This is a genomic window from Curtobacterium sp. ER1/6, from assembly GCF_001742745.1.
Lineage (GTDB): Bacteria > Actinomycetota > Actinomycetes > Actinomycetales > Microbacteriaceae > Curtobacterium > Curtobacterium citri.
Map to the genome: position 1 here is coordinate 92,951 of NZ_MJAK01000004.1, position 26,058 is coordinate 119,008.

The 26,058-nt window shown below is 72.4% G+C and carries 22 protein-coding genes and 1 tRNA gene; 15 read left to right on the forward strand and 8 right to left on the reverse strand.

The window, feature by feature from the left end; translation table 11 throughout:
- The first annotated feature begins 103 nt into the window (after window positions 1–103).
- From Cus16_RS08130 to Cus16_RS08145, 4 genes are all read left to right on the forward strand, one after another.
- Window positions 104–1,405 carry an extracellular solute-binding protein gene (locus Cus16_RS08130; protein ID WP_069712143.1) on the forward strand — a complete coding sequence of 434 codons (1,302 nt, stop codon included), beginning with the start codon at window positions 104–106 and terminating at the stop codon, window positions 1,403–1,405.
- Window positions 1,406–1,579: 174 nt separating this feature from the next.
- Complete coding sequence (locus Cus16_RS08135) at window positions 1,580–2,575, forward strand: carbohydrate ABC transporter permease (protein ID WP_182045980.1); 996 nt, start codon at window positions 1,580–1,582, stop codon at window positions 2,573–2,575.
- On the forward strand, window positions 2,568–3,407 hold the full coding sequence (locus tag Cus16_RS08140) for a carbohydrate ABC transporter permease (RefSeq protein ID WP_069712144.1): 840 nt from the start codon (window positions 2,568–2,570) through the stop codon (window positions 3,405–3,407). Before Cus16_RS08135 ends, Cus16_RS08140 begins: the two co-directional genes overlap by 8 nt.
- Before the next feature lie 135 nt (window positions 3,408–3,542).
- On the forward strand, window positions 3,543–4,493 hold the full coding sequence (locus Cus16_RS08145; RefSeq protein WP_069712145.1) for a TolB family protein: 951 nt from the start codon (window positions 3,543–3,545) through the stop codon (window positions 4,491–4,493).
- A gap of 121 nt (window positions 4,494–4,614) precedes the next feature.
- Here Cus16_RS08145 and Cus16_RS08150 read toward each other — a convergent pair whose 3' ends face one another.
- Genes Cus16_RS08150 through Cus16_RS08160 form a run of 3 tightly spaced genes read right to left on the reverse strand, consistent with a single transcriptional unit; the run spans window position 4,615 to window position 7,726 of the window.
- Entirely contained in the window at window positions 4,615–5,346 is a 732-nt protein-coding gene (locus Cus16_RS08150) for a glycosyltransferase (RefSeq protein ID WP_083263816.1), read from the reverse strand.
- Window positions 5,343–6,692, reverse strand: a complete 1,350-nt coding sequence (locus Cus16_RS08155; protein WP_223246563.1) for a bifunctional PIG-L family deacetylase/class I SAM-dependent methyltransferase — start codon at window positions 6,690–6,692, stop codon at window positions 5,343–5,345. Before Cus16_RS08155 ends, Cus16_RS08150 begins: the two co-directional genes overlap by 4 nt.
- The gene (locus Cus16_RS08160; protein ID WP_069712147.1) at window positions 6,689–7,726 is read right to left on the reverse strand and encodes a hypothetical protein; all 1,038 of its coding nucleotides are present in this window, start codon (window positions 7,724–7,726) and stop codon (window positions 6,689–6,691) included. The genes Cus16_RS08155 and Cus16_RS08160 overlap by 4 nt, the downstream gene beginning before the upstream one ends.
- Before the next feature lie 116 nt (window positions 7,727–7,842).
- Here Cus16_RS08160 and Cus16_RS08165 point away from each other — a divergent pair, with 116 nt between their 5' ends.
- The 4 genes from Cus16_RS08165 (at window position 7,843) to rplL (ending at window position 11,297) form a co-directional block, all read left to right on the forward strand.
- Entirely contained in the window at window positions 7,843–8,583 is a 741-nt protein-coding gene (locus Cus16_RS08165; RefSeq protein ID WP_141718882.1) for a response regulator transcription factor, read from the forward strand.
- 11 nt (window positions 8,584–8,594) lie between these two features.
- Window positions 8,595–10,055 (forward strand): sensor histidine kinase, encoded by a 1,461-nt coding sequence (locus tag Cus16_RS08170; RefSeq protein WP_083263817.1) that lies wholly within the window; start codon window positions 8,595–8,597, stop codon window positions 10,053–10,055.
- Window positions 10,056–10,346: 291 nt separating this feature from the next.
- Entirely contained in the window at window positions 10,347–10,862 is a 516-nt protein-coding gene (gene rplJ, locus Cus16_RS08175; RefSeq protein ID WP_069712148.1) for a 50S ribosomal protein L10, read from the forward strand.
- Window positions 10,863–10,913: 51 nt separating this feature from the next.
- Window positions 10,914–11,297 (forward strand): 50S ribosomal protein L7/L12, encoded by a 384-nt coding sequence (rplL, locus tag Cus16_RS08180; protein ID WP_069712149.1) that lies wholly within the window; start codon window positions 10,914–10,916, stop codon window positions 11,295–11,297.
- A 164-nt stretch (window positions 11,298–11,461) separates the two neighbouring features.
- Here rplL and Cus16_RS08185 read toward each other — a convergent pair whose 3' ends face one another.
- Window positions 11,462–12,382 carry a hypothetical protein gene (locus tag Cus16_RS08185; RefSeq protein WP_069712150.1) on the reverse strand — a complete coding sequence of 307 codons (921 nt, stop codon included), beginning with the start codon at window positions 12,380–12,382 and terminating at the stop codon, window positions 11,462–11,464.
- Window positions 12,383–12,586: 204 nt separating this feature from the next.
- Window positions 12,587–14,011: an APC family permease gene (locus tag Cus16_RS08190; protein WP_069712151.1), complete on the reverse strand. Its 1,425-nt coding sequence runs from the start codon at window positions 14,009–14,011 to the stop codon at window positions 12,587–12,589.
- A gap of 117 nt (window positions 14,012–14,128) precedes the next feature.
- On the opposite strand from Cus16_RS08190, the gene Cus16_RS08195 reads away from it, so the two are divergent.
- The 5 genes from Cus16_RS08195 to Cus16_RS08215 all read left to right on the forward strand — a co-directional run bounded on the left by Cus16_RS08195 (window position 14,129) and on the right by Cus16_RS08215 (window position 20,787).
- Window positions 14,129–16,042: an ABC transporter ATP-binding protein gene (locus Cus16_RS08195; RefSeq protein ID WP_069712334.1), complete on the forward strand. Its 1,914-nt coding sequence runs from the start codon at window positions 14,129–14,131 to the stop codon at window positions 16,040–16,042.
- Window positions 16,043–16,128: 86 nt separating this feature from the next.
- A complete protein-coding gene (locus Cus16_RS08200; RefSeq protein WP_069712152.1) occupies window positions 16,129–17,493 on the forward strand; it encodes a cystathionine beta-synthase in 1,365 nt (454 codons plus the stop codon).
- 45 nt (window positions 17,494–17,538) lie between these two features.
- Window positions 17,539–18,684 carry a cystathionine gamma-synthase gene (locus Cus16_RS08205; RefSeq protein WP_069712153.1) on the forward strand — a complete coding sequence of 382 codons (1,146 nt, stop codon included), beginning with the start codon at window positions 17,539–17,541 and terminating at the stop codon, window positions 18,682–18,684.
- 121 nt (window positions 18,685–18,805) lie between these two features.
- The gene (locus tag Cus16_RS08210) at window positions 18,806–20,200 is read left to right on the forward strand and encodes an MFS transporter (protein WP_069712154.1); all 1,395 of its coding nucleotides are present in this window, start codon (window positions 18,806–18,808) and stop codon (window positions 20,198–20,200) included.
- Between the two features lie 44 nt (window positions 20,201–20,244).
- A complete protein-coding gene (locus tag Cus16_RS08215) occupies window positions 20,245–20,787 on the forward strand; it encodes a substrate-binding domain-containing protein (protein WP_069712155.1) in 543 nt (180 codons plus the stop codon).
- Window positions 20,788–20,853: 66 nt separating this feature from the next.
- On the opposite strand, the gene Cus16_RS08220 is transcribed toward Cus16_RS08215, so the two are convergent.
- Window positions 20,854–21,435: a TetR/AcrR family transcriptional regulator gene (locus tag Cus16_RS08220; RefSeq protein WP_069712156.1), complete on the reverse strand. Its 582-nt coding sequence runs from the start codon at window positions 21,433–21,435 to the stop codon at window positions 20,854–20,856.
- Window positions 21,436–21,701: 266 nt separating this feature from the next.
- On the opposite strand from Cus16_RS08220, the gene Cus16_RS08225 reads away from it, so the two are divergent.
- On the forward strand, window positions 21,702–22,958 hold the full coding sequence (locus tag Cus16_RS08225; RefSeq protein WP_182045994.1) for a multidrug effflux MFS transporter: 1,257 nt from the start codon (window positions 21,702–21,704) through the stop codon (window positions 22,956–22,958).
- Window positions 22,959–23,045: 87 nt separating this feature from the next.
- The gene (locus Cus16_RS08230) at window positions 23,046–25,007 is read left to right on the forward strand and encodes a helicase HerA-like domain-containing protein (protein WP_069712157.1); all 1,962 of its coding nucleotides are present in this window, start codon (window positions 23,046–23,048) and stop codon (window positions 25,005–25,007) included.
- 9 nt (window positions 25,008–25,016) lie between these two features.
- On the opposite strand, the gene Cus16_RS08235 is transcribed toward Cus16_RS08230, so the two are convergent.
- On the reverse strand, window positions 25,017–25,661 hold the full coding sequence (locus Cus16_RS08235) for a hypothetical protein (protein ID WP_141718883.1): 645 nt from the start codon (window positions 25,659–25,661) through the stop codon (window positions 25,017–25,019).
- Between the two features lie 290 nt (window positions 25,662–25,951).
- Window positions 25,952–26,036 (reverse strand) — tRNA-Ser (locus Cus16_RS08240).
- Window positions 26,037–26,058: the final 22 nt, after the last annotated feature.

Sequence of the window (26,058 nt, forward strand, 5' to 3'; positions counted from 1 at the left end):
CGGGCCGCACCGTCGCGGTCCGCACGCGGGACCGGCTGCACCCCGCACCCGACACAGCAGCACCACCCTCAGCACCATCTCAACGACGAGAAAGTAGAGAGTCATGCGCACTGCCATCCGCGCACTGGCCATCACCGCGGCCGCGGCACTCACCGTGACCGGCCTGGCGGCCTGCTCCTCCGGGTCGTCCGGTTCCTCCGGCGACTCGAAGACGCTCACGTACTGGGCGTCGAACCAGGGCACGTCCCTGCAGAACGACAAGGAGGTGCTCACCCCCGTCCTCGAGAAGTTCACCAAGGAGACCGGGATCAAGGTGAACCTCCAGGTCATCGGCTGGAACGACCTGCAGACGAAGATCACCACCGCCGTCACCTCGGGCCAGGGCCCCGACGTGGTCAACATCGGCAACACCTGGGCGACCTCGCTCCAGGCCACCGGCGCCTTCCAGGACTTCGGCGACTCGGAGATGCAGGCGATCGGTGGCGCCGACAAGTTCGGCAAGGTCGCGCTCTCCACCGGTGGCGCTCCGGGCAAGACCGTCACGAGCGTCCCGCTCTACGGCCTCGCGTACGGGCTCTACTACAACAAGCAGATGTTCAAGGACGCCGGTCTCGATGCCCCGACCTCGTGGGAGGACCTGACGGCGGACGCGAAGAAGCTGACCTCCGGCGACCAGTACGGCTTCACCATCGCCGGTGGGTCGTACACCGAGAACGCGCACTTCGCGTTCATCAACTCGGCGCAGAACGGCGGCGAGTGGTTCGACAAGGACGGCAAGCCGACGTTCACCCAGAAGGCGAACGTCGACGGCATCAAGCGCTACCTCGACCTGATGCAGTCGGACAAGGTCGTCAACACCTCGAACGCCCAGTACGACAACGGCACGCAGGCGGTCTCGGACTTCGCGAACAAGAAGGCCGCGATGATGCTCACGCAGAACAACGCCAACGCGACGATCACGTCGAACGGCATGTCCGCCGACGACTTCGGTGTGGTGCCCTTCCCGGCGCCGCAGGGTGCGGAGGACATCGCGTCCTTCCCGGCCGGCATCAACCTCTCGATCTTCAAGAACACGAAGAACAAGGACGGTGCGCTGAAGTTCGTCAAGTTCATGACGAGCGAGGAGACCCAGACCACGCTCGACAAGCCGTACTCGGCACTGCCGGTGCTCGCCTCCGCCGCCGACTCGGTCACCGACGAGCAGACGAAGACGTTCCTCGACATCTACAACAACAAGGCGAAGCCGCTCCCGCTGGTGCCCGCCGAGGACCAGTTCGAGTCGACGGTCGGCAAGGCGATGAACGACATGTTCGCCAAGATCGCGACCGGCGGCACGGTGTCGGACAGCGACATCAAGACCGCGCTGCAGACCGCGCAGGACCAGGTCTCGCAGTCGGTCGGTTAGTCGGCCTGGAGGCCCGGGTCGCGTCCGCCAGGACGCGTCCGGGCCTCCTCCTCCCGCACCCGGCCCCGTGCCGGGGGTGAGCGCATCGGCTCACGCACGCCGCGCCTCCCGACCGCTGCCACGGTCCCGGGTCGCGAAGCACCGATCCCCCCTCCTGCCGGAAGGCCCCCACCCATGACCACCTCGGTCCTGCCCGAATCCGAGCGCATCGACCTGACCCGCACGAAGGCCCCGACGCTCTCGGGGCCGCAGCCGGGGCGCAAGCCCAAGCGCCACTGGCTGCCGTACGCGCTGGTCGCGCCCGCGATCCTCTTCGAACTGCTCATCCACATCGTGCCGATGCTCACCGGCATCTGGATCTCGTTCGTCCAGCTCACCAAGTACTTCATCGCGAACTGGGGCGCAGCGCCCTTCGCGGGCCTCCGCAACTACTCGGTCGCGGTCGACTTCGACCAGGCGATCGGCCAGGGCGTCCTCAACTCGTTCCTGATCACCTGCGGCTACACGATCATCGTCGTGGCGCTCTCGTGGACCTTCGGCATGGCCGCCGCCGTCGCGCTGCAGAAGCCGTTCAAGGGACAGGGGCTGTTCCGCACCCTGTTCCTGGTGCCCTACGCACTGCCGATGTACGCCGGCATCATCACCTGGAAGTTCATGCTCCAGCGCGACTCCGGCGCGGTGAACCACGTCCTCGTCGACCAGCTCGGGCTGTTCGGCGGGCAGGGCCCGTTCTGGCTCATCGGCAGCAACGCGTTCGTCTCGGTCGTCGTCGTGGCGATCTGGAAGACGTGGCCGTTCGCGTTCCTCATGCTCATGGCGGGCCTGCAGTCCGTGCCGAACGACGTCTACGAGGCCGCCTCGGTCGACGGGGCGAAGGCGTTCCGGCAGTGGCGCTCCATCACGCTCCCGATGGTGCGTCCGGTCAACGTGACGCTCGTGCTCGTGATGTTCCTCTGGACGTTCAACGACTTCAACACGCCGTTCGTGCTGTTCGGTTCGACCGCGCAGCCGCCGGCCGCCGACCTGCTCAGCTTCCACATCTACAACGCGTCGTTCATCACCTGGAACTTCGGCTCCGGGGCCGCGATGAGCGTCCTGCTCCTGCTCTTCCTGCTCATCGTCACCGGCATCTACCTGGCCGTGACCAACCGGAGGTCCGTCCGTGCGTGAGACACTCGGCGCCAAGTCGTTCAAGATCGTCACGATCGTCCTGCTGACGCTCTTCACGGTCGTCCCGCTCTACGTCATGGTCACCACGGCCATGAAGCCGCTCGGCGACGTGCAGAACAACTTCACGTGGATCCCGACGAACATCATCTTCCAGCCGTTCATCGACATGTGGTCGACCGTCCCGCTGGCGAAGTACTTCGTCAACTCGCTCGTCGTCTGCACCGTGGCGACCGTCTTCTCGCTCATCATCGCGACGTTCGCCGCCTACGGCGTCTCGCGGTGGAACTTCAGGGGCAAGAGCACGTTCACCACGGCGGTGCTCTCGACGCAGATGTTCCCCGGCGTGCTGTTCCTGCTGCCGCTGTTCCTCATCTTCACGAACCTCGGCAACGCGCTCGGCATCCAGCTCGTCGGCTCGTGGCTCGGCCTGATCATCACCTACCTGACGTTCACGCTGCCGTTCTCGATCTGGATGCTCTCCGGGTACTTCGAGACGATCCCGCGCGAGCTCGACGAGGCCGCGATGGTCGACGGTTCCGGCCCGATGGGTGCGCTGTTCCGCGTCATCCTGCCCTCGGCCCGCCCGGGTCTGGTGGCCGTCGGGATCTACTCGTTCATGACGGCGTGGGGCGAGGTGCTCTTCGCGTCGGTCATGACGAACGGCGACGGGCAGCTGCTCGCGAACGGTCTGCAGCAGTACTCCACGCAGACGAACGTGTACTGGAACCAGATCATGGCGGCGTCGCTCGTGGTGTCGATCCCGGTCGTGGTCGCGTTCCTCATCGTGCAGCGCCAGTTCGTGGCCGGCCTGACCGCGGGTGCGGTGAAGTAGGGCGCTGCCGGCTGCTCCGGCCGGCCGGGCCGGTGAGCCCGAGGCTCGGCTCGGCGGACACTTTCGCGGCAACACACCCGCGAAAGTGTCCGCCTGTCCGAGCCTCGCCCGATCGACGACCGACAGGATGGACGCATGACGGAGACCCGCGGGCGTCAGCTGCTGCCCGGACAGACCAGCCGCGTGCACGTGTACGACGTCGCGTCGCGGACGAGCCGGCTCGTGTTCGAGTCGCGCTCGGTGCTCGTGGAGGCGCCGAACGTGCGCGCGGACGGCACGCTCGTGCTGAACGGGGACGGAGACCTCTGGCTCCTGACGCCGCCGGCGCCGGGCAGCGGCACCGTGCTCGACGAGACCGCGCTCGTGCGGGTGCCGATGCCCGGGGTCGACGAGATCAACAACGACCACGTGCTCGACCCCTCGGGGGAGTCCGTCGTGGTGAGCGCCCGCGACGGCGAGCTGTACCGGGTGCCCCTGCCCGACGGCGGGGCGGCGGACCGCATCACCGACACGGCCGCCGTGCTGCCCGTGGTCCGGAAGTACTACCTGCACGGCGTGGCCCCGGACGGTTCGGCGCTCGCCGCGATCGTCGGGGAGCGCACGCCGGAGGGCGTCTGGACGACCGACGTCGCCCTGGTCGAACCGGCCTCGGGCGCGACGAGGTTCCTGACGCGCGACGAGCACCCCGACGACGGGTGCGCCGTCGCGGGGGACGTCGTCGTGTTCAACACCGAGCGCTTCACCCCGGGGACGGCGCAGCTCGCGTGGCTGCGACCGGGGGCCGGCGACGCCGTCGCGGACACCCTCGTCCAGATCACCGGCGACGATCGGGTGAACTGGTTCCCGCACGTCTCCCCGGACGGGGCGCACCTGCTCTACCTGTCGTACGAGCCGGGCGTGCAGGGTCATCCGGCCGACCACCGGGTGGAGCTGCGGCTGCTCCCGGGGTCGCTCGTCCGCGGCGCACGGATCGCCGTCGTGCCGGAGACGCTCGTCTCGCTCGACGGCGGACAGGGCACCGTCAACGTGCCGCCGTGGTCGCCGGACTCGCGCTGGTTCGCGTACTGCGACTACCCGGTCGCCTGACGCCGACCCCGTCCCGCCCCGTCCCGTCCCGTCCCGTCCCGCGAGACGCAACGTCGGCGCTTGTTCGCAGCGGAACAGCGCTGCGAGGAACCGCCCGGGTTGCGTTTTGCGGTGGGTGGGGTCAGACGGCGTCGCCGTAGGTGCGGCGGAGGTGCTCGGCGTAGCCGCCGGGGGTGCGGCCGGCGAATCGCCCGCTCGTGACCACCGGCAGCTCGGTCGTCGCACGGACGTCGAGCCCGAGTGCCCGGGCACGCTCCACCAGCCGGACGTCCTCGTGCTCCGGGACGGGGTCGAACCCGCCGAGGGCGGCGTCCGCGTCCGCCCGGACGCCGAGGTTGGCGCCGTGCACGTGCCCGAGGGTGGCCCCCGGCGGGTGCGCCCGACGCCAGCGTTCGAGGACGACCGGGTCCAGGTCGTCCGGATCGGGGACGACCGCGCCGACGAGCACGTGCGCCCCGGCGAGCATCGCGTCGACCTGCTGCACCAGCCAGTCGCGGTGCACGCGGGAGTCGGCGTCGGTGTGCGCGAACCAGTGGCGGCCGGGGACGACCCCGTCGGCCAGGAGCCGCGCGTGCGCGGTCCCGAGGGCACGGGCACGGCCGACGCCCACGTGCGCGGAGGTCCGGACGTGCAGGGCACCACCGGACCACGTCGGGTCGGTCCGGCGGGCGCGGTCGACGACCGTCGCGGTGCCGTCGGTGCAGCCGTCGAGCACGAGCGTCACGCCGACGGCGACGCCCGGGCGGTCGCGCGTGAGCGACGCGACCGCCGCCGACAGTGCGTCGAGCGACCGGCCGACCGAGTCCTCCTCGTCGTGCACCGGGACCACGACGTCGATGCGGGCGGTGCTCACCGGACGAGTCCCTGCGCACGGGCGACCGACACGACCGACGGTCCGGGGAACACGCTGAGCACGAAGTCGTCCTCGACGTGGTGGACGATCGCGGGGCGCGGCCACCGGGCGGCGATGCGCGCGTCGACGGTGTCGCCGTCGGTCACCGCCTCGTCGTCGGGGTGCCGCCAGTGGCAGGCGACGAGGACGCCGTCGTCGTCGAGCGAGTCGAGCACGCGGTCGACGGTCCGGTCGAGGTCGTCCGGCGACAGGTAGTAGCCGACCTCGGAGAGGACCACGAGGTCCCACCGGCCGGACGGCCACTCGGCGGGGAAGGCGGCCTGCTCGAACCGGGCGGCCGGAGCGCGTCGGCGTGCCTGCTCGATCGCGGCGGCCGCGACGTCGGTGCCGGTCACGCGGTCGGCCCGCTCGGTCAGGGCCGCCGTGAGGACACCGGTCGCGCAGCCGAGCTCCAGGGCCGAGCGGAACCGCGGACGGGGCAGCGCCGCGAGGGTGACGGCGCGCTTCCGCTGCTCGTACCAGGAGCCGTCGAAGTCCCACCCCTCGGGCTTCCGGGCGTAGTGCGCGTCGAACGACTCCGCCGACCGGGACCGCAGCGGAGCGAAGAACCACTCCTCGGCGCGCAGGTGGTGTGCGGCGTGCCGGCTGTCGACGATCGGCTCGTCCCCGGGGGCGTCCGACAGGGGCTCGGTCTGCGACGGGTACGCCGCGAGCGCTCGGGCCTTCCGGTCGCGCACGTCGGCGTCGAGCGGCAGCGCGCGAGCCCGGTCCCACGGCGCCACCGGGGCCGCCGGGTCGTCCCAGTGCCAGGCCCAGACCGGGTAGGCGAGCAGGTCGGCGCCGGGGGTCGCGGCGACGACCTGCTCGGCGACCTCGCCGGCGATGCGGTGGTCACGGTGCCCGTCGCCCCGCCAGGGGGCCACCACGAGCGTCGGGCGCGGTGCCCCGGCGAGCCGGTGCTCCAGGGCCGTCCGGAGCACGTCGACGTGCTCGCGGAGGCCGCCGTCCGGCACGTCCAGCTCGGTGGCGCCCGCCGCAGGGTGCAGGGTGCGCAGGGCCGCGCGGAACTCGTGGGACCGTCGCGGCGCGAGCTCCTCGGGCGTGGTCGTGGGGGAGTCCGGGTGGGAGCGCTCACCGCGGGTGACGAGCAGGACGTGCACCGGGATCCCGGCGTCCGCGGCCACCGCGACGAGGCCGCCGGCGCCGAGCGTCTCGTCGTCGGGGTGCGGCGCGACGACCACGACCGCGCCGACACCGCGCAGGTCGACGGGCGTCGGGGGGACGGCCGCCAGGAACGCCGTCCACGCCGCGGGGTCCGTGCCGGGCTCCCGGTGGTCGAAGCTCACCACGCGACACCGCCGCGCTCGAGGACGATCCGGCCGACCCGGGCGGTGTCCCGGGCCCCGTGGTCCTGCAGCACGTAGAGCCCGAGGTCGGCGACGCGGGCGGCGACCTCGGCGTCCCGGGTCAGCGGTGTCGGTCCGACGGTGGACACGACACGCTGCAGCACGGCGTCGACCGCGCGGCGCACCCGGGAGCGGGTGACCTGCGCCAGGAGCGACCAGTCGGGGTCGGTGTCCGCACCGGGTACGGTGCCGTCGATGCGGGCCGCCGCCGTCGCGAGGGCGTCCTCCGCGTCGGCGAGGTCGAGGACGGTGGCGCCGAGGGCCTCCTGCAGCAGCTCGGACGCCGGACGGGCCGCGGCGGTCGAGCGCAGCAGCCGGGCCAGGCCCACCGCACCGCCCCACCAGCAGGCGGCGACGCCGATCCCGCCCCAGGCGAAGCCCGGTCGGGTGAGGTACCACCCCGGGTCGCCGACCGGCTCCGCGGCGACACCGTCGAGCTCGACCGGTCCGCTCGGCACGTCGGGCATCCCGCGCGCGACCCACGACTCGTCGTGCACCGTGACGCCCGGCTGCCGGAGGTCGACCGCGAACAGCTGCCGCTCGTCGCCGACGTGCGCGGTGACGAGGGCGTGGGACAGCGTCGAGGCGAGCGAGCACCACGGCTTGACCCCGTGCAGCCGCACCCCGCCCGAGGAGTCCCTCGTCGCCTCGAGTCGCAGGCCGGGGGCCTCGGCGGCGAACACGCCCCACGTCGAGTCGTCGGGCACGGCGACCCCGGCCTGGGCGAGGATCCCGAGCGCGTCGAGGTGCGGCTCGACGGTGCGGGCCGTCGCGACGTCCGCTGCGGCGACCGCCGCCAGCGTGGCGAGGACGGCGCCGGCGGTGCCGGCGGTCAGGAGCGGGGTGGTGGACGCGAGGGTCCGCGCGACGGTGAGCCGCTCGGTCGGGGTCGCACCGGGCCTCCCGGCCGACGCCTCGACGTCCGCGGTCCGGACCGCCGCAGCGGACGGTGGCCAGGCGGGGGAACGCAGCATGACCCCGACGCTACGGGGTGCAGGCCGAGGGAGTGCCCGTCAGCCGAGACCTGATCCACAGAGCGCACAGGGGTGGAGCACAGAAGGCTCATAGGAACGTCTCGATACTCGAAGACGTGACCATCTCCCAGCCCGCCGCAGCCCCACGTCTCACGCGCGTCGACGGCACGCCGTTGCGCATCCTCGTCGTCGACGACGAGGCCAGCCTCACGGACCTGCTCTCGATGGCGCTCCGGTACGAGGGGTGGGACGTGAAGAGCGCGAACGGTGGGCAGGACGCCCTCGCCACCGCGCGCGAGTGGAAGCCCGACGCGATGGTGCTCGACGTGATGATGCCGGACCTCGACGGACTCCAGGTCCTCAGCAGGCTCCGACAGGCCGACGACGACACCCCGGTGCTCTTCCTCACCGCGAAGGACTCCGTCGAGGACCGCGTCACGGGCCTGACGGCGGGCGGCGACGACTACGTCACGAAGCCGTTCTCGCTCGAGGAGGTCGTGGCACGGCTCCGTGGGCTCATCCGCCGCTCGCAGATCTCGGTGTCGGAGGCCGGCGACTCCCGCATCGTGGTCGGCGACCTCGTGCTCGACGAGGAGTCGTACGAGGTCTCCCGCGCCGGGAGGCCCGTCGAGCTGACCGCGACCGAGTTCGAGCTCCTGCGCTTCCTCATGCGGAACCCGCGACGGGTGCTGAGCAAGGCGCAGATCCTCGACCGCGTGTGGTCCTACGACTTCGGCGGCAAGTCCAGCGTCGTCGAGATCTACATCTCCTACCTGCGCAAGAAGATCGACGCCGGCGAGACCCCGATGATCCACACGGTGCGGGGCGTCGGGTACGTCATCAAGCCGACGTCCTGAGGGGCGGCGACGTGACCCTCCGTCGACGGCTCGTCCTGAGCACGGTGGCGCTGGTCGTCGCCGTGAGCGCGGTGATCGGTGCCGGGAGCATCATCGCGCTGTTCTCCATCCAGCGGTCGGCGATCGACCAGCAGCTGCAGTACGCCACGAGCCGGGCGCAGAAGTCCCTGCAGGACCAGGGCCCGAACGGCCCGAGCCTCGAGATCGGGCGGCCCTCCGGACAGGCCGCGGGCACCCTGACCGTCTACTTCCTGAACGGCAACGCGGCGGTCGGCAGCGTGCTCGACAACGCCGGCGACGTGGACCGGATCTCGAGCGCCGCCGCCCGGCCGCTCGGCGAGGTGACGGTCGACGGTGCGGCGCACACGGTCGACCTCGGCAGCGAGCTCGGCCGCTACCGCGTCACGGCCGCCCCGGTCGGACCCGCCGTGCTCGTCGTCGGCCTGCCGATGGCGCCCGTGTACGAGAGCGTCTGGAAGCTCCTCGGCGTCGTGCTCGTCGTCACCGCCGTCGCCCTGCTCGCCGCGTCGGCGGTGGCCGCGGCCGCGGTCCGTCGTTCCCTCCGGCCGCTCGACCGCGTCGCCGAGACCGCGTCGGCCGTCGCGCGGATGCCGCTGGAGCGCAGCGAGACCCTCGACGGCGTGCGCGTCCCCGACACCGATCCCCGGACCGAGGTCGGCCGCGTCGGCACCGCGTTCAACCGGATGCTCGGGCACATCGCCGGGGCGATGCAGGCGCGTGAGCGCTCCGAACAGCAGGTCCGGCAGTTCGTCGCGGACGCCTCGCACGAGCTGCGCACCCCGCTCGCGTCGGTCCGCGGGTACGCCGAGCTCACCCGCCGGATGGGGGCCGACCTGCCGCCGGACGTCGTGTACGCCATGAGCCGGATCGAGTCCGAGTCGGTCCGGATGACGAGCATGGTCGAGGACCTGCTGCTCCTCGCGCGGCTGGACGAGGGCCGCGAGGTCCAGTTCGCCGAGGTCGACCTGACCGGCCTGGTCCTCGACGCGGTGAACGACGCGCACGCCGCGTCGCCCGACCACGTCATCGCGCTCGACGTGCCGTCCGAGCCCGTCGTCGTGCCCGGGGACGCCGCCCGGTTGCACCAGGTGGTCGTGAACCTCGTGACGAACGCCCGGACGCACACCCCGGAGGGCACCCGGATCACCGTGGGCATCCACCGGGTCGCGGACGGGGTCGACCTGACCGTCCGCGACGACGGGCAGGGGATCGACCCGGAGTTCCTGCCGAAGCTCTTCGAGCGGTTCGCCCGGGCGGACAGCTCGCGGTCGCGGAGCGCGGGCTCGACCGGGCTCGGCCTGGCCATCGTGGACGCGGTCGTGCAGGCGCACGGCGGTCGGGTCGCGGTGGCGAGCGTGCCGGGGGACACCGTGTTCACGGTGCACCTGCCGGCCACACGGCCGGCGGTGGCGACCGCCGACGGCTCGGCGAAGGCGGTCCCGACCGCGTGACGGACGGGAGGCGCGGGGCGGGCCCGCACCGTGCCTCCCGTCCGACGGTTGGTCGCGGTCCGGATCCTGTGGTACCTTCTTCGAAGCCAAAGACCGCCGGTCGTCTGTGCGCTTGCGCGCAGACCGAAGGTCCTCACTCGTGGGGAGTCCAGCGCAGGTGTTCAGAACCACTCCTCCCGTTCGCGGGGGAGCAGCTCCGAGCCTCTGCGCCGGAGCTTTTTTCGTGTGTGGACTGTGCTCGTCACAGTCATCGACCTGGGGCTAGCCGGCAAGAAACCCCCAAGGAGAACCATGGCGAACAAGGAAGCTGCGGTCGCCGAGCTCACGGATGCATTCCAGAGCTCGAACGCCGTCCTGCTCACCGAGTACCGCGGTCTCACGGTCGCGCAGCTCAAGGAGCTCCGCAACTCGATCCGTGAGCACGCCACGTACGCCGTGGTGAAGAACACGCTGACCAAGATCGCGGCGAACAACGCCGGCATCTCGTCGTTCGACGACGAGCTCGCCGGTCCGTCCGCTCTCGCCTTCGTCCACGGTGACACCGTCGCCGTCGCGAAGTCGCTGCGTGCATTCGCCAAGGCGAACCCCCAGCTCGTGGTGAAGGGCGGTTACTTCGACGGTAACCCGCTCACCGCGACCGAGGTGGACAAGCTCGCCGACCTCGAGTCCCGTGAAGTCCTGCTCGGCAAGCTCGCCGGCGCCTTCAAGGCCTCGCTGTTCGGTGCTGCGTACCTGTTCCAGGCACCCCTCTCGCAGGCCGTCCGCACCGTGGACGCCCTCCGCGAGAAGCAGGAGTCCGCGGCCTGACCAGGCACGCGTTCATCAACCACACGTTCTAGCTAGTAGTAGGAGAAAATCATGGCGAAGCTTTCGCAGGACGAGCTCATCGAGGCCTTCAAGGAGCTCACGCTCATCGAGCTCTCGGACTTCGTGAAGAAGTTCGAGGAGGTCTTCGAGGTCACCGCTGCTGCCCCCGTCGCGGTCGCCGCGGCCGGTGGCGCTGCTGCCCCCGCCGAGGAGGTCGAGGAGAAGACCGAGTTCGACGTCGTGCTCAAGTCGGCCGGTGACAAGAAGATCCAGGTCATCAAGGAGGTCCGTGGCCTCACGTCGCTCGGCCTCGGCGAGGCCAAGGCGCTCGTGGAGACCCCCGACGCCAAGGTGCTCGAGGGTGTCAACAAGGAGACCGCTGACAAGGCCAAGGAGTCCCTCGAGGCTGCTGGCGCCACGGTCGAGCTCGCGTAGTTCGTTCCTCACGGTCACGAAGGCCGCTGCCCCTCGGGGCGGCGGCCTTCGTCGTGTGCGGGGCGGGGCGGGCGTTGCGCGAGACTCGGGCTGAGCGACACTTCTCGGTCGAATCGGCACGAGAGGCGTCGCTGAGCGCGATTCTCGGGACTCGTGGCGGGCTGTCAGAGCACGACGCGGTGCTGGCGGAAGAGCACACGAAGTCGCTCGGGATCGGCCAGGTGCCACCAGGTCGGGCGGATGACCGTGCGGACCGGGGGGAGGGCTCGGAGACGGTCCTCGCGGATCTTCTCGTGCCAGACGGCGTCGCCCGGCGCCCGGTCGCCGAGCATCGCCCGGTCGGTGTACTTCTGTCGGCCGTCGAACTCCACGACCACGCCGAGATCCGGGATCCAGAAGTCGACGCGGTCGACGGCGCCGTCGGCATGACGGAAGAAGTGCTGCGGCACCGGTTGCGGAACGCCGAGCTCGACCATGCGGACCGCGGTGTACGACTCGCCGACGGACTCGTGGAGCGGATCGAGCGCGGACGCGACGATCCGCGACCGGACGGAGCCTCGACAGGGCCCCACCGGGAGCGCTGCCGCGAAGTCATCGACCGCGAGACTGCCGTCCCGGACCGCGTGGTCGACGGCGACCGCTGCGACGGCGGGTTCCATCGTCACGGCGAGGTCGACGGCCGTTCGGAGCCGCGCGGTCAGCGGAACACCGGCGAACGACGACGGCGGCGCGTCCAGATCCGGCCGTCCGGCGTGCCGGACGAGGTGCGCGCGGTGTTCGGTCCGCCCGGTCTGCGGGTCCGTGACGTGGACACGCTCGGACAGCGGTCCGATGACCGGCCAGCCGTACGCGACCGCGGCCGTCAGGTGCGAGTACGCGGCGCCCGGACGGATCGACGGAGCGAGCGCTCGTGCGAGGACGAGGTGGCGTCCGCTCGCACCGAGGTCCGACCACGCCGCGGCGTCCACGTACACGCCCTGAGCCACGAGGACGAGGGCGCCGGCGCGGTGCCGACGCTGCAGGGTCCGGGCGGACGCCGGGTCGCGGCGGTCGGCGCGGAACAGGCGAGGGAGCTGCGTCGTCATGACCGCAGCGTGCCGGGTAGTGGTGCCGTGCCGGGGCAGACGCGACCGGCCTGTGGAGGCCGAGTTGTGCCTCCCGGCTGTGGACAAGTCTCGGACCGGCGGACGCGAGACTCGCGCTCAGCGACGTTCCTCGGACACGGAGTCGCGAGGGGTGTCGCTCAGAGCGAGACTCGCACCGACCGCGCGCAGGCCAACGGCCGCGCGTCAGCGCAGCGTGCTGTGGCGGCGGCCGTAGGCCAGGTAGAGCACGGTGCCGACGAGCATCCACACGCCGAACGCGATCCACGTGCCGGCGCCGAGGAACACCGCGAGCAGGACGCAGCAGAGCGTGCCGAGGACCGGGACGACCGGGAACAGCGGCACGCGGTACGAGCGCTCGAGGTCCGGGCGGCTGCGGCGCAGGACGAGCACCGAGACGTTCACGAGCGCGAAGGCGACGAGCGTGCCGATGCTCGTGGCGTCGGCGAGTTCGCCGAGCGGCACCAGGGCCGCGACCACGGTGACGACGACGCCGACCACCAGGGTGCCGGCGACGGGCGTCCCGGTCCGGTGCGAGACCCGACCGAACAGCTTCGGCACCAGGCCGTCCCGGGCCATGGTGAGCAGGATGCGGGTCTGCCCGTAGAGCACGGTGAGCACGACGCTCGCGATCGCGACGACCGCGCCGACGGAGAAGACCAGGGCGACCCACGGCCGGCCGGTGACGTCGACCACGATGCGGACGAGCGAGGCCTCGTCGGACGAGAACGACGTCCAGGCACGGGCCCCGATCGCGGCGATCGCGACGAGGATGTACAGCGCGGTGATGAGCGCGATCGAGCCGATGATGGCGCGGGGGAGGTCGCGGCGGGGGTCCTTCGCCTCCTCGCCGGCGGTCGACGCGGCGTCGAACCCGATGTACGAGAAGAACAGACGGGAGGCCGCGGCCGTCACCCCGGCGGCACCCATCGGCGCGAGCGGTTCGAAGTTCTGCGCCCGGAACGCCGTGAACGCCACGACGACGAAGAAGACGAGCAGGGCGATCTTCACGACGACCATCAGCGTGTTCACCCAGGCGCTCTCCCGCGCGCCGGGCAGCAGGACCGCCGTGGCCAGCAGCACCAGGACCGCCGCCGGCAGGTTGACGACGCCGCCGTCCCCGGGTGGTGCGGCGAGGGCCGTCGGCAGGTGCAGCCCGAAGACGCGCAGGGTCTCGTCGACGTACTCGCTCGCGCCGACGGCGACCGCGGCGACCGAGACGGCGTACTCGAGGACGAGGCACCACCCGCAGACCCACGCGATGCCCTCGCCCATGGTCGCGTAGGTGTAGGAGTAGCTCGAGCCCGAGGTCGGCACGGCGCCGGCCATCTCGGCGTAGGAGAGCGCCGAGAGCAGGGCCGCGACGCCGGCGAGCACGAACGAGATCCAGACCGCCGGGCCGGCCAGCGGGACCGCGGTGCCGAGCACCACGAGGATGCCGGTGCCGAGGGTCGCGCCGACGCTGATCATCGTGAGGTGCCACACGCCGAGCGACCGGCGGAGCGGTGCGCCGTCCACCCCGCGCGCGGCCTCGGCCTGCAGCTGCTCGATCGGCTTGCGCCGCGCGAGCTGCTGACGGAGCGACGTGGGGCGGGTGGGCGCGGACGTCATGGGACCTCTGGTGGAGCGGGGGAAGGGGACTGCTGATGGTGGCACGGCCCCTGAACGGGGTCAAATACGTCGCACGCCGCTGGTGTCCGGCGCCGGGTCTAGGTTGGGCGCATGAGCATGGGGCACGGCGCGCGGGTCGGTGGAGGCGGTCCGCGCGGCGGCGGGCGCATCTCGAGCGGGGACGTGCAGGCGCAGCGAGCCGCCAACGCCGAGGCGCCGCGCATCCCGCACCTGGTCCGCCGCATCGCCGGCCTGTTCGTGCCGCACCGCCGCGCGATCGTCCTCACGGTGGCCCTCGTCCTGGTCGGCGCCGCCCTGTCGGTCATCCCGCCGCTGCTCACCCAGCAGGCGTTCGACCGTGGGCTGTTCCCGCCTTCGGGACGGCCGGACGTCCCCGTGCTGCTCGAACTCGTCGGCGGCATGGTGGCCCTGTGGATCGCGAGCGCCGGGGTCGGCATCTGGCAGACGTACCTGACCGCGACGGTGGGCAACAAGGTCATGGGCGCGATGCGCATGCGGTTGTTCGCCCACCTGCAGCGCATGGAACTGGCGTTCTTCACGCGCACGAAGACCGGTGTGATCCAGTCGCGTCTGCAGAACGACGTCGGCGGGGTCGCGAGCGTGCTGAACAACACGATCTCGTCCGTGCTCGGCAACACCGTCACGGTCATCGCCGCCGTGGTCGCGATGCTCCTGCTCAGCTGGCAGATGACGATCGTCGCGGTGGTCCTGCTGCCGCTCCTGGTCATCGCGCAGCGTCGGGTCGGTCAGGTCCGCGCGCGCATCGCGGGGCAGACGCAGGAGTCGCTGTCGGACATGACCGCTATCACCCAGGAGGCCCTCAGCGTCTCCGGCATCCTGCTCGCCAAGTCCTTCAACCAGCAGCGCAGCGAGACGACCCGCTACGGGGACGAGAACCGGAACCAGATCCAGCTGCAGGTGCGCCAGCAGATGTCCGGACAGTGGTTCTTCGCCATCGTCCAGGTCTTCCTGTCGATCATCCCCGCGGTCATCTACCTCGTCGCCGCGTACCTGATCATCGGCGACGTCCCCATCACCGCCGGCACGATCGTGGCCTTCACCACGGTGCAGTCGCGACTGCTGTTCCCGACGGTCGGCCTGCTCCGCGTGGTCCTCGACCTGCAGACCTCGGGCGCGCTGTTCGCCCGCATCTTCGAGTACCTCGACCTGCGGCCGGCGATCACCGACGCACCGACCGCACGGAAGGTCGACGAGCGCCGCGTCGGGCACGTGGCGTTCGAGGACGTCACGTTCGCCTACCCCGACGGCGAGCCGGACAAGCCGACGCTCCGCGGGGTCTCCTTCGACCTCGAGCCCGGCCAGTTCGCCGCCTTCGTCGGTCCCTCGGGCGCCGGCAAGACGACGATCTCGTACCTGGTGCCGCGGCTGTACGAGGCGTCGGCGGGCTCGGTGCGCTTCGCCGGGCAGGACGTGCGCGACCTCGAGCACGAGGACCTGATGCGGCACGTCGGCATCGTCAGCCAGGAGACCTACCTGTTCCACGCGACGATCGGCGACAACCTCCGCTACGCCAAGCCGGACGCGACCGCCGCCGAGCTGGAGCGGGCCGCGCGGGCCGCGAACATCCACGACACGATCGCCTCCTTCCCGGACGGCTACGACACCGTCGTGGGGGAGCGCGGCTACCGGCTCTCCGGCGGCGAGAAGCAGCGCATCGCGATCGCGCGGGTGCTGCTCAAGGACCCGCCGGTGCTCGTGCTCGACGAGGCGACGAGCGCGCTCGACTCGATCTCCGAGCACGTCGTGCAGACCGCGCTCGACACCGCTGCCGCCGGACGGACCACGATCTCGATCGCGCACCGGCTGTCGACGGTCCGCGATGCCGACGTCATCTTCGTGCTCGACCACGGGCAGATCGTCGAGCGGGGGTCGCACGACGAGCTGCTCGCGCGTGACGGCGTCTACGCATCGCTCTTCCACCAGCAGGACGCCTTTCACCAGCAGGACGCCTTCCACCAGCAGGACGCGCCCGTCGACGCCGGGCGCTGAGCCGCGCGCCGACGACCGACGGGCCGGCGCGCAATCCGGCGTCGCGACCCAGCGCACCGCCGGGGGCGCCGCCTAGACTCTGCGGCGTGCGTTACGCGAACTCCGTCGTCGACCTCGTCGGCGACACCCCGCTCGTCCGCCTGAACCGTGTCACCGAGGGGATCCGGGCCACCGTCCTCGTGAAGGTGGAGTACCTGAACCCCGGTGGCTCCGCGAAGGACCGGATCGCGACGCGGATCATCGACGCCGCCGAGGCCTCCGGTGAGTTGCGCCCGGGCGGCACCATCGTCGAACCGACGTCCGGCAACACCGGCGTCGGGCTCGCGCTCGTCGCCCAGCAGCGCGGGTACCGCTGCGTGTTCGTGCTGCCCGACAAGGTCGGCGAGGACAAGCGGAACGTCCTGACCGCCTACGGTGCCGAGATCGTCGTCACCCCGACCGCCGTGGCACCCGACGACCCGGAGTCCTACTACTCGGTGTCGGACCGCCTGGCGAAGGAGATCCCGGGCGCCTGGAAGCCGAACCAGTACGCGAACCCGAACGGCCCGCGCAGCCACTACGAGACGACCGGTCCGGAGATCTGGCGCGACACCGAGGGACGGCTCACGCACTTCGTCGCCGGCGTCGGCACCGGCGGCACGATCACCGGTGCCGGCCGGTTCCTCAAGGAGGTGTCGGACGGCGGCGTCCGGATCGTCGGCGCCGACCCCGAGGGCTCCGTCTACTCCGGCGGCTCCGGCCGGCCGTACCTGGTCGAGGGCGTCGGCGAGGACATCTGGCCGCCCGCCTACGACCCCGAGGTGCCGGACGAGATCATCGCGGTGAACGACGCGGAGTCGTTCGCCATGACCCGTCGCCTGGCGCGCGAGGAGGGCCTGCTGGTCGGTGGTTCGAGCGGCATGGCCGTCGTCGCCGCACTGCGCGCCGCCCGCGACCTGACCGAGGACGACGTCGTCGTGGTGCTCCTGCCCGACGGCGGACGCGGCTACCTCGGCAAGATCTTCAACGACCGCTGGATGCGCTCGTACGGCTTCGCCGAGACCGACGACGCGCGGACCGTCGGGTCGGTCGTCGCCGGCAAGGACGGCCGCCTGCCGGACCTCGTGCACGCGCACCCGTCGGACACGGTCCGCGACGTGGTCGAGATCATGTCGACGTACGGCGTCTCGCAGATGCCCGTCCTCAGCGCCGAACCGCCCGTCGTCATCGGCGAGGTCGTCGGTGCCGTCGCCGAGAAGGACCTGCTCGAGCAGGTGTTCACCGGCGCCGTCGCCATGACCGACGCGGTCAGCGGCTCCGTCGGCGACCCGCTGCCGCTCATCGGCGTGGGGGAGTCGCTGTCGGCGGCCCGCCGTGCCCTCGAGACGGTCGACGCGCTCCTGGTCGTCGACGACGGCAAGCCCGTGACGGTCCTGACCCGTCACGACCTCCTGACCTCGCTCTCCGAGTGACCCCGCTCTCCGAGTGACCCCGACCCCCGAGGAACCGAAGCACGCATGACCGAGTTCGCCACCCGCGCCGTCCACGCCGGCCAGGACCCCGACGCCAGCACCGGCGCCGTCATCCCGCCCATCCACGTCACCAGCACCTACGTGCAGGACGGCGTCGGGAACATGCGGAACGGCTACGAGTACTCCCGCGGGGGCAACCCCACGCGGGACGCCCTGCAGACCCTGCTCGCCGACCTCGACGGGGGCGTCGCGGCGTACTCGTTCGCGTCCGGCCTCGCCGCCGAGGACGCCCTGCTGCGCGCGTACCTGGAGCCCGGCTCCCGGGTCGTGATGGGCAACGACGTCTACGGCGGCACGCACCGCCTGGTGAACCGGCTGCACGTGCCGTGGGGCGTCGAGCTCGTCGTGGTCGACATGAGCGACGTCGACCGGGTCCGTGCCGCGCTCGAGGGCGCCCCGGCGAAGACGGTCCTGTGGGTCGAGACGCCCACGAACCCGCTCATGAAGATCGCCGACATCACGCTCCTGTCCGAGGTCGGGCACGAGGCCGGCGCGCTCGTCGTCGTCGACAACACGTTCGCATCGCCGTACCTGCAGCGGCCGCTGTCGCTCGGTGCCGACGCGGTGTCCTACTCGACGACGAAGTACCTGGGCGGCCACTCCGACGTGGTCGGCGGTGCCGTCGTGCTGCGTGACCAGGAGTTCGCCGAGCAGGTCGGCTTCCTGCAGTTCGGTGCCGGCGCGATCGGCTCGCCCTTCGACGCGTTCCTGACCACCCGCGGCATCAAGACGCTCCCGGTCCGCATGGAGCGCCACTCGACGAACGCGCAGGCCGTGGCCGAGGCCCTGGTGTCCGCTCCGGGTGTCGAGCGCGTGTACTACCCCGGCCTCACCGACCACCCCGGGCACGAGGTCGCGGCGAAGCAGATGAGCGGCTTCGGCGGCATGCTGTCCGTCGCCCTCACGGGCGGACCCGAGGCCGCGAAGCGGTTCGTCGAGTCGACCGAGGTCTTCACGCTCGCCGAGTCCCTGGGCGGCGTCGAGTCGCTCATCGGGTACCCGAGCGAGATGACGCACGCGTCGGTGAAGGGGACCGAGCTCGCGGTGCCGGAGAACGTGGTCCGGCTGTCGGTGGGCATCGAGGACCGCGGCGACCTCGTCGCCGACGTGCTGCAGGCGCTGCCCCGCTGACGCGGCCGGGGCCGTGCACCGACACGGCGACGGACGGGAGGCGCTCCACCGGACCGGTGGGGCGCCTCCGGTCCGTCGTGGTGACCGTCGGACCGTCGGTGCCGGCCCCTAGGCTGGCCCGGTGAGCAGCGTGGCGACGAGGTCGGGGATCCTCGGTGGGCGGTACGCCCTCGCGACGCTCGGCATGGTCGCCATCGTCGGGGTCGCCGCGTTCCAGAACCTGGCGATGACCACGGTGATGCCGGAGATCAGTCGCGACCTCGACGGGCAGACCCTGTACGCGCTCGCGTTCGCCGCGCCGCTCGCCGCCGGCGTGCCCGGCATGGTGCTGGCCGGCAACTGGTCGGACCGCTCGGGCGGCCGGATCGTCGCCTGGGTGTCCGCCGCGTTCTTCGCGATCGGCACGGCCGTGGTGATGCTCGCACCGACGATGGAGGTCTTCCTCGTCGGGCGCCTGGTCGAGGGCTTCGGCGCCGGGGCCGTCGACGTCGTGCTCTACGTGCTCGTCGCCCGCATCTTCCCGGCGGAGCTGCACGGCCCCGTGTTCGCGGGGTTCGCGGCCGCATGGGTGGTGCCCGCGCTGGTCGGACCCGCGCTCGCCGGCATCGTGACCGAGGTGTGGGGCTGGCACTGGGTCTTCGCCGGGGCGCTCGTCATCGCACTGGTCGCGTTCGCGCTGCTCGTGCCCACGCTGTCCCGCCTGCACGCCCCGCCCGTCGAGCGTCGTCCGGCGTGGCAGCGCGGCCGGATCGCCTGGTCGGTGGGGGCGGCGGTGGCGATCCTGCTGCTCAACGTGGCACCGGACCTCGGGGTCGGGGCGCGGATCGCCGCGGTCGTGATCGGCGTCGTCGGGGCCTGGGCGGCGCTGCGGCCCCTGCTGCCCACGGGGACCTTCCGCGCCGCGCCGGGCCTGCCGTCGGTGGTGCTGCTCCGCGGGCTCGTCGCGGCGGCGTTCTTCGGCAGCGAGGCGTACGTGCCCTTCCTGCTGCAGGAACGCCACGGGCTGTCGGCGTCGGCCGCGGGGCTGGCGCTCACCGTCGCGGCACTGAGCTGGGCCGGCGCGAGCTGGCTGCACGGGCGGCTCGGTGAGGACCGCCTGACCGCGGCCCGGACCTTCCGCGCCGGGCTCGCGCTCGTCCTGGTGAGCCTGCTGACGGCGCTCGCCGTCGCGCTCTGGGCCCTGCCGTGGGCGGTGCTCGTCGCCGGGTGGTTCGTCGGCGGCGCGGGCATGGGGGCGATGTACCCGCGGCTCTCGATGCTCACGCTGCGCTTCTCCCGCGAGGGCGACGACGGGTTCGCGAGCTCCGCGCTGACGATCGCCGACGCCTCCGGCAGCGTGGTCGGGCTCGCGGTCACGGGCCTGCTGTTCGTCGGGAGCGGGGGAGCGGACGGCGACTGGTCGTTCCCGCTCGTGTTCGTCGCGATGACGGGCATCGCGCTCGTGGCGGCCGTCGCCGTCCACCGGCTCGGTCCGGTACCGACACCGGCACCGGCGGCGGGGCCCGCACGGACCTGACGTCCCGGCGGTAGCGTGGCACACCGACCGAGTGGAGGACCGGAGTGCGCATCACCGTCGTCGCCGTCCTGGTGGGCGCCGCCCTCGCCCTCACCGGGTGCCAGGGTGCGACGACCGCGGCACCCACACCCGTGCGCAGCACGGACCTGACGAGCTCCGACGGCGGCTTCGACTGGAACGCCGTGGTCGGTGTGGTGCTCGCCCCGGGCGACGACGCGCTCGCGGCGGACCTCGAGGACGGGCTCGGTGACGCGGGCTTCCGGCCGGACGTCCGTGTGGCGCCCCGGGCGGACGCGGCGGCGGCGCAGCGGCAGGCCGTCGACGGGCTCGTCCGCGACGGCGCGAAGGCGCTGCTGGTCCGTGCCGTGGACGCCGGGTCGCTCGCGGGTGCGGTGCAGACGGCGCACGACGCGGGCGTGGTCGTCGTCTCGCTCGGCGACGCGGTGCCGGCGAGCGGGACCGGGGGCGACGGCGTCTCGGCCGACCACCGGGTGCCGACGTCCGACGACCCCGGCGTGACCGCGCGCCGCGCGGTCGACGTGGTCCGGTCGCTGCAGCGCGGCGAGCAGCCGGACGCGGACGACTGACCACGGGCGTGCCCGTGCCCGTGCCCGTGCCCGGGGCCGGTGCCGCTCAGGCGGGACGGCGGTCGGTCAGTGCCACCACGCCGGGAACGACAGCGTGATCGTCTCGACGAGGGCCTTGCGGGAGCGCCGTGGTCCGGCGAGCCAGGCGCCGATCGCGCCGACGAAGCCCTGTGCGACGAACCCTGCGGCGACGTCGTCGAGCATCGCCGGGCGGGCCGCGGCGTCGAGCTCGCGGATGTGCTGCGCGCTCGACACCGTGAAGTGCTCGACGAGCAGCCGGTGCAGCGAGGCGTCCTCGGTGTCCGGGAGCCCGCGCGCGTAGATGTCGCGGTGCGCGACGACGTGTTCGACGACGGCGTCGATGCCCCGTCGGGTGATCGCGGCGAGCTCGTCCGTGTCGGCTCCGCGTGCGGCGGCGGTGCGGCGGGCCTCGACGTCCTCCTCGCGGATCCGGTCGAGTTCCGGCGTGAGCACGTCGGCGAGCAGGGACCCGGGGGAGACGGCGTGCGAGTAGAAGGTGGCGCGGTTGATCCCCGCGGCGCGGGTGACGTCGGCGACGGTGATCCGGGACACGGGGCGATCGGCGGCGAGTCGGAGGATCGCCTCGCGCAGCGCTGCCGTCGTGTGCAGGATGCGGGCGTCGACCACGACACCACCCCCTTCTGTTGCGTCGGCCCGGTCACCGACACGTGCCCGAGCAGTCCGACGCTACCGCACGCCGACCGCGCGGACGGGTCGGAGAGCGCAGTGTGACGGGCCCCTCCGTCGGTGGGCGTTCCGCGAGCGGGCGCGCAGGCCCTACGATGGTTCCGGGGCCGAATCGATTCGACCCGCGTCGACGCAGCCGTTGCCGTGTCACGTGTCGAGCCCCGCACCCGTCTCTCCTGCACCCCTCCTCCCGTGAAGGACCGCTCGTGACCGCGCCCGCCACCACCGGATCGCTCCGCGTCGTGCTGCACCCCGGTGACGCCCTGACCCGGCGTCAGCGACTCGTCTACGTCTTCGTGCTCGGCGCGCTCACCGCGCTCGGGCCGTTCACCATCGACCTCTACCTGCCGGCGTTCCCGTCGCTCGAGCGCGAGTTCGGCATCAGCGAGGGCGCCGTGCAGCTCACGCTGACGGCGACCACCCTGGGCTTCGCCGTCGGGCAGCTCCTCGTCGGTCCGTGGAGCGACAAGGTCGGCCGACGGCTCCCGCTCATCGTGGCGACCACGGTGCACGTCGCCGCGTCCGTCGGTGCCGCGCTCGCGCCGGACGTCGAGGTCCTCGCGCTCTTCCGCGTGCTGCAGGGCATGGGGGCGGCCGCGGGCGGCGTCGTCGCGATGGCGACCGTGCGCGACCTGTTCGGCGGCAAGCCGCTCGTGCGGATGCTGTCGCGCCTGGCGATGGTGAACGGGCTCGCACCGATCCTCGCGCCGCTCATCGGCTCGCAGATGCTGCAGTTCGTCAGCTGGCGCGGGGTGTTCGTCTTCCTCGCCTGCTACGGCGCCGCGGTCGTGATCGCCTCGTCCCTGCTCATCGTCGAGACGCTGCCGAAGGCCCGCCGGCACGAGGCCGGGCACTCCACGATCGGGCAGCGCTACCGCGCGCTGCTCTCGGACCGGATCTTCGTGGGGGTCGCGCTCATCGGCGCGATGGTCTTCAGCGGCCTGTTCTCGTACCTCAGCGCGTCGCCGTTCCTCTTCCAGACCGTCTACGGGCTCGACGCCCAGCAGTACGGGCTGCTCTTCGCGGTGAACTCGATCGGTGTCGTGGTCGGGGTGCAGGTGTCCTCGCGGCTGGCGCAGCGGGTCGGCCCGCAGTGGATCCTGGCCTGCTCGACGGCGACGCTCTTCGTGTCGGCGGCGGCGATCGTCGTCCTCGACCAGCTCGGCGCCGGACTCGTCGGCGTCCTCGTGCCGCTGTGGTTCTTCATCGCCGCCTGCGGCTTCACCTTCCCGCTCGTGCAGGTGATCGGGCTCGCCGCGCACGGCAAGGAGGCCGGCACCGCCGCGTCGCTCCTCGGTGCCCTGAACTTCGGCGTCGCCGGCCTCGTGTCGCCGATCGTGGGCATCATCGGCATCGACGCCGCGACCCCGATGGCCGCGGTCATGGGCTGCACCGCCGCGGTCGCGGTCCTCGTGTTGTGGGTCGTCGTGCGGCCGAGGACGGTCCCGGCGCTCTCGCACTGACGCACCGACGCGCTGACTCACCGACGCACCCGGCGGTCCGACCGCCGACACCGGTCCGGGTCGTCGCTGCGTCCGTAGGCTGCGGGCATGAGCGACGCGGTGGAGCAGGCACGGGCGGCGGCAGCGGCGGCGCAGGCCGCGGCGGAGGAGGCGCGCCGGCTCGCCGACGAGGCCGCGCGACGTGCCGAGGAACTCGCCGCCGCGCTGCAGCAGGCGGCCGACGCCGCGGAGCCGGCCGCGCCGAGCGCCGACCCGGCCACCCGCGAGCCGGAGCCGACGTCGGGGACGGGCACCGAGCCTCCCGGCCGCATCGCCGCACCGGACACCGCCCCGGCCGACACCCCGCCGACCGCGTCCGTGCCGTCCGGTCCCCTCGGCCCCGAGGCGGTCGCCGCCGTCCGTGCCGGCTACGCCCTGGAGGGGACCGCCCTCGAGCTCGGCGCGCTCGTCAACGGCGCGCCCCTGCCTGACGTGCCGGTGCGGATCCCGCTCGCGATGCTCAACCGCCACGGCCTCGTGGCGGGCGCCACCGGGACCGGCAAGACCCGCACACTGCAGGTGCTCGCCGAGCAGATCGCCGCGAACGGCGTCCCGGTCTTCGCCGCCGACGTGAAGGGGGACCTGTCCGGCCTCGCCGCGGCCGGACAGCCGGACGACCGACTCCTGGCCCGCACCGAGGCCATCGGCCAGCGGTGGGAGGGCCTGGCGAGCCAGGCGGAGTTCTGGTCCCTCGGCGGACAGGGCGTCGGCGTGCCGATCCGTGCCACGGTCTCGGGGTTCGGTCCGCTGCTGCTCTCGAAGGTCCTCGGGCTCAACGAGACGCAGGAGTCGTCGCTCGGTCTCGTGTTCCACCACGCCGAGCGCGCCGGCCTGCCCCTGGTCGACCTGGCCGACCTCCGTGCCGTGCTGACCTTCCTCGTCAGCGACGCGGGCAAGGCCGAGCTGGCCGAGCTCGGCGGCCTGTCGAAGCAGACCGCCGGCGTGATCCTCCGCGAACTCGTGACCTTCGCGGACAAGGGGGCCGACCGGTTCTTCGGCGCCCCCGAGGTCGACACGCAGGTGTTCCTCCGCACCGCCGCCGACGGACGCGGGATCGTGAACCTGCTCGAGGTCCCCGGCGTGCAGGACCAGCCCGAGGTCTTCTCGACCTTCCTCATGTGGCTGCTCGCGGACCTGTTCAACGAGCTCCCGGAGGTCGGCGACACCGAGAAGCCGAAGCTCGTGTTCTTCTTCGACGAGGCGCACCTGCTCTTCAGTGGCGCGTCGCACGACTTCACCGAGCAGGTCGTGCGGACGGTGCGGCTCATCCGGTCGAAGGGCGTCGGCATCGTCTTCGTGACGCAGACGCCGAAGGACCTGCCGGACGACGTGCTCGCGCAGCTCGGGTCGCGCGTGCAGCACCAGGTCCGGGCGCACACGCCGGACGACGCGAAGGCACTGCGGGCGACGGTGTCGACCTACCCGACGAGCGACTACGACCTGGCGGAGGTGCTGACGTCGCTCGCCACGGGCGAGGCGATCGTGACGGTGATGGACGAGCGCGGTGCGCCGACTCCGGTCGCGTGGACGCGACTGCGCGCCCCGCAGGGATCGATGGACCCCCTGCCGTCGTCCGTCCTGGAGGCACGGGTCGCCTCCTCCCCGCTGCTCGCCACCTACGGCACCGCGGTCGACCCCGAGTCGGCCCGCGAGATCCTCGCGGCCCGGATGGAGGCAGCCGCAGCGGAGGCCGCTGCGGCCCAGGCGCAGGCCGAGGCGGAGCAGGAGGCGGCACGTGCCGCCGCCGCCGCGGCGAAGGAGGCGGCCGCGCAGGCGCGGCGCGACGAGCGGGAGCGCGCGGCGGCACAGGCCGAGGTCGAGCGGACGCAGCGGGAGTTCGAGCGGGCCGAACGGGCCGCGACCGCGCGGCGGTCGCGCTCGTCCACGCGGACGCGCACCAGGCGGGGGACCGACGACCCGTTGGCCGACCTGCTCGGTCCGGGGATCGGCGGCGCGATCGCGAAGGAGGTCGTGCGCGGGATCTTCTCGACGCTGCGTCGGCGTCGCTGACGACCCGTGTCAGCGGGCCAGGAGCTCCACGGTCTCGACGGCCAGGAGGGCGACACCGATCCCGACGGTGAGCAGGGCCACCACGAGCACACCGGCACGACGCTCGTACCAGGTGCGGCTCGCCGGCCAGCGGCGCGCGAGCTCGCGCGTGTGGACGGGACGACGGTCGTGCTCGACGGGGAGGTCGAGGGCCTCGAGCACCCGGTCGAGGGCGGACTCGCCCCAGACGTCGCCGCGCATCCGGAACAGGTGGCCGCCATCGGCGTCGAACGCCAGGAGCTCCCGCGTGGTGCGGTCGGCGGAGGCGCCGTAGGTCGTCGCGACCACGAGCCGGTGGAGCCGGTCGCGGGCGACGTGCCGGTTCGGCGTGAGGACCGCGCGGAGGACGACCGACTGCGCGTCGATGCCGAGGTACGCCTGCCCGAGCCGGACGAACAGTGCGCAGACGAGCGCGGCGAGCACCAGGACGACCGGGACGACGAGGGTCCACCACCGCACCGGCAGCGACACCCACGCCAGGGCCACCGCCAGCGGGACGGCGGAGCACACGACGCTCAGCACCGTCGAGCGGACGAGCGACCGCCGCGGACGGAGCAGGACGTCGAAGACGGGCGTCCGCAGTCGTCCTGCGGTCGGCATCGTCGCTTCCCCCACGTGGGTCTCCTCACCCCTCGGGCGCACGGGCAGGCGAGGAGGCCTGCCGCGGACGACGCCCCTGCCGTCCGCTGCACCGCGACCGCCCCGTCCCGGGGGCGACCGTCTGCTCAGGATAGGGGCGAACGGGGGTGGAGGACAGCGCGTTCCACCCCCGATGAGCGTTTCCCGGCCAGGACCGGTGCGACGGGGGGCGTCGTGGTCGGGCAGGTGGGGGACCGGGAAGCAGGACAGGCGCGCCCGGGATCCGGACGCGCCTGTCGGTGCTTGCTGTCGTGCCAGTTGTTCTGCGGAGAATGGGGGATTCGAACCCCCGAGGGCTTGCACCCAACACGCTTTCCAAGCGTGCGCCATAGGCCACTAGGCGAATTCTCCAGTGCCGTCTCGCGACGACACC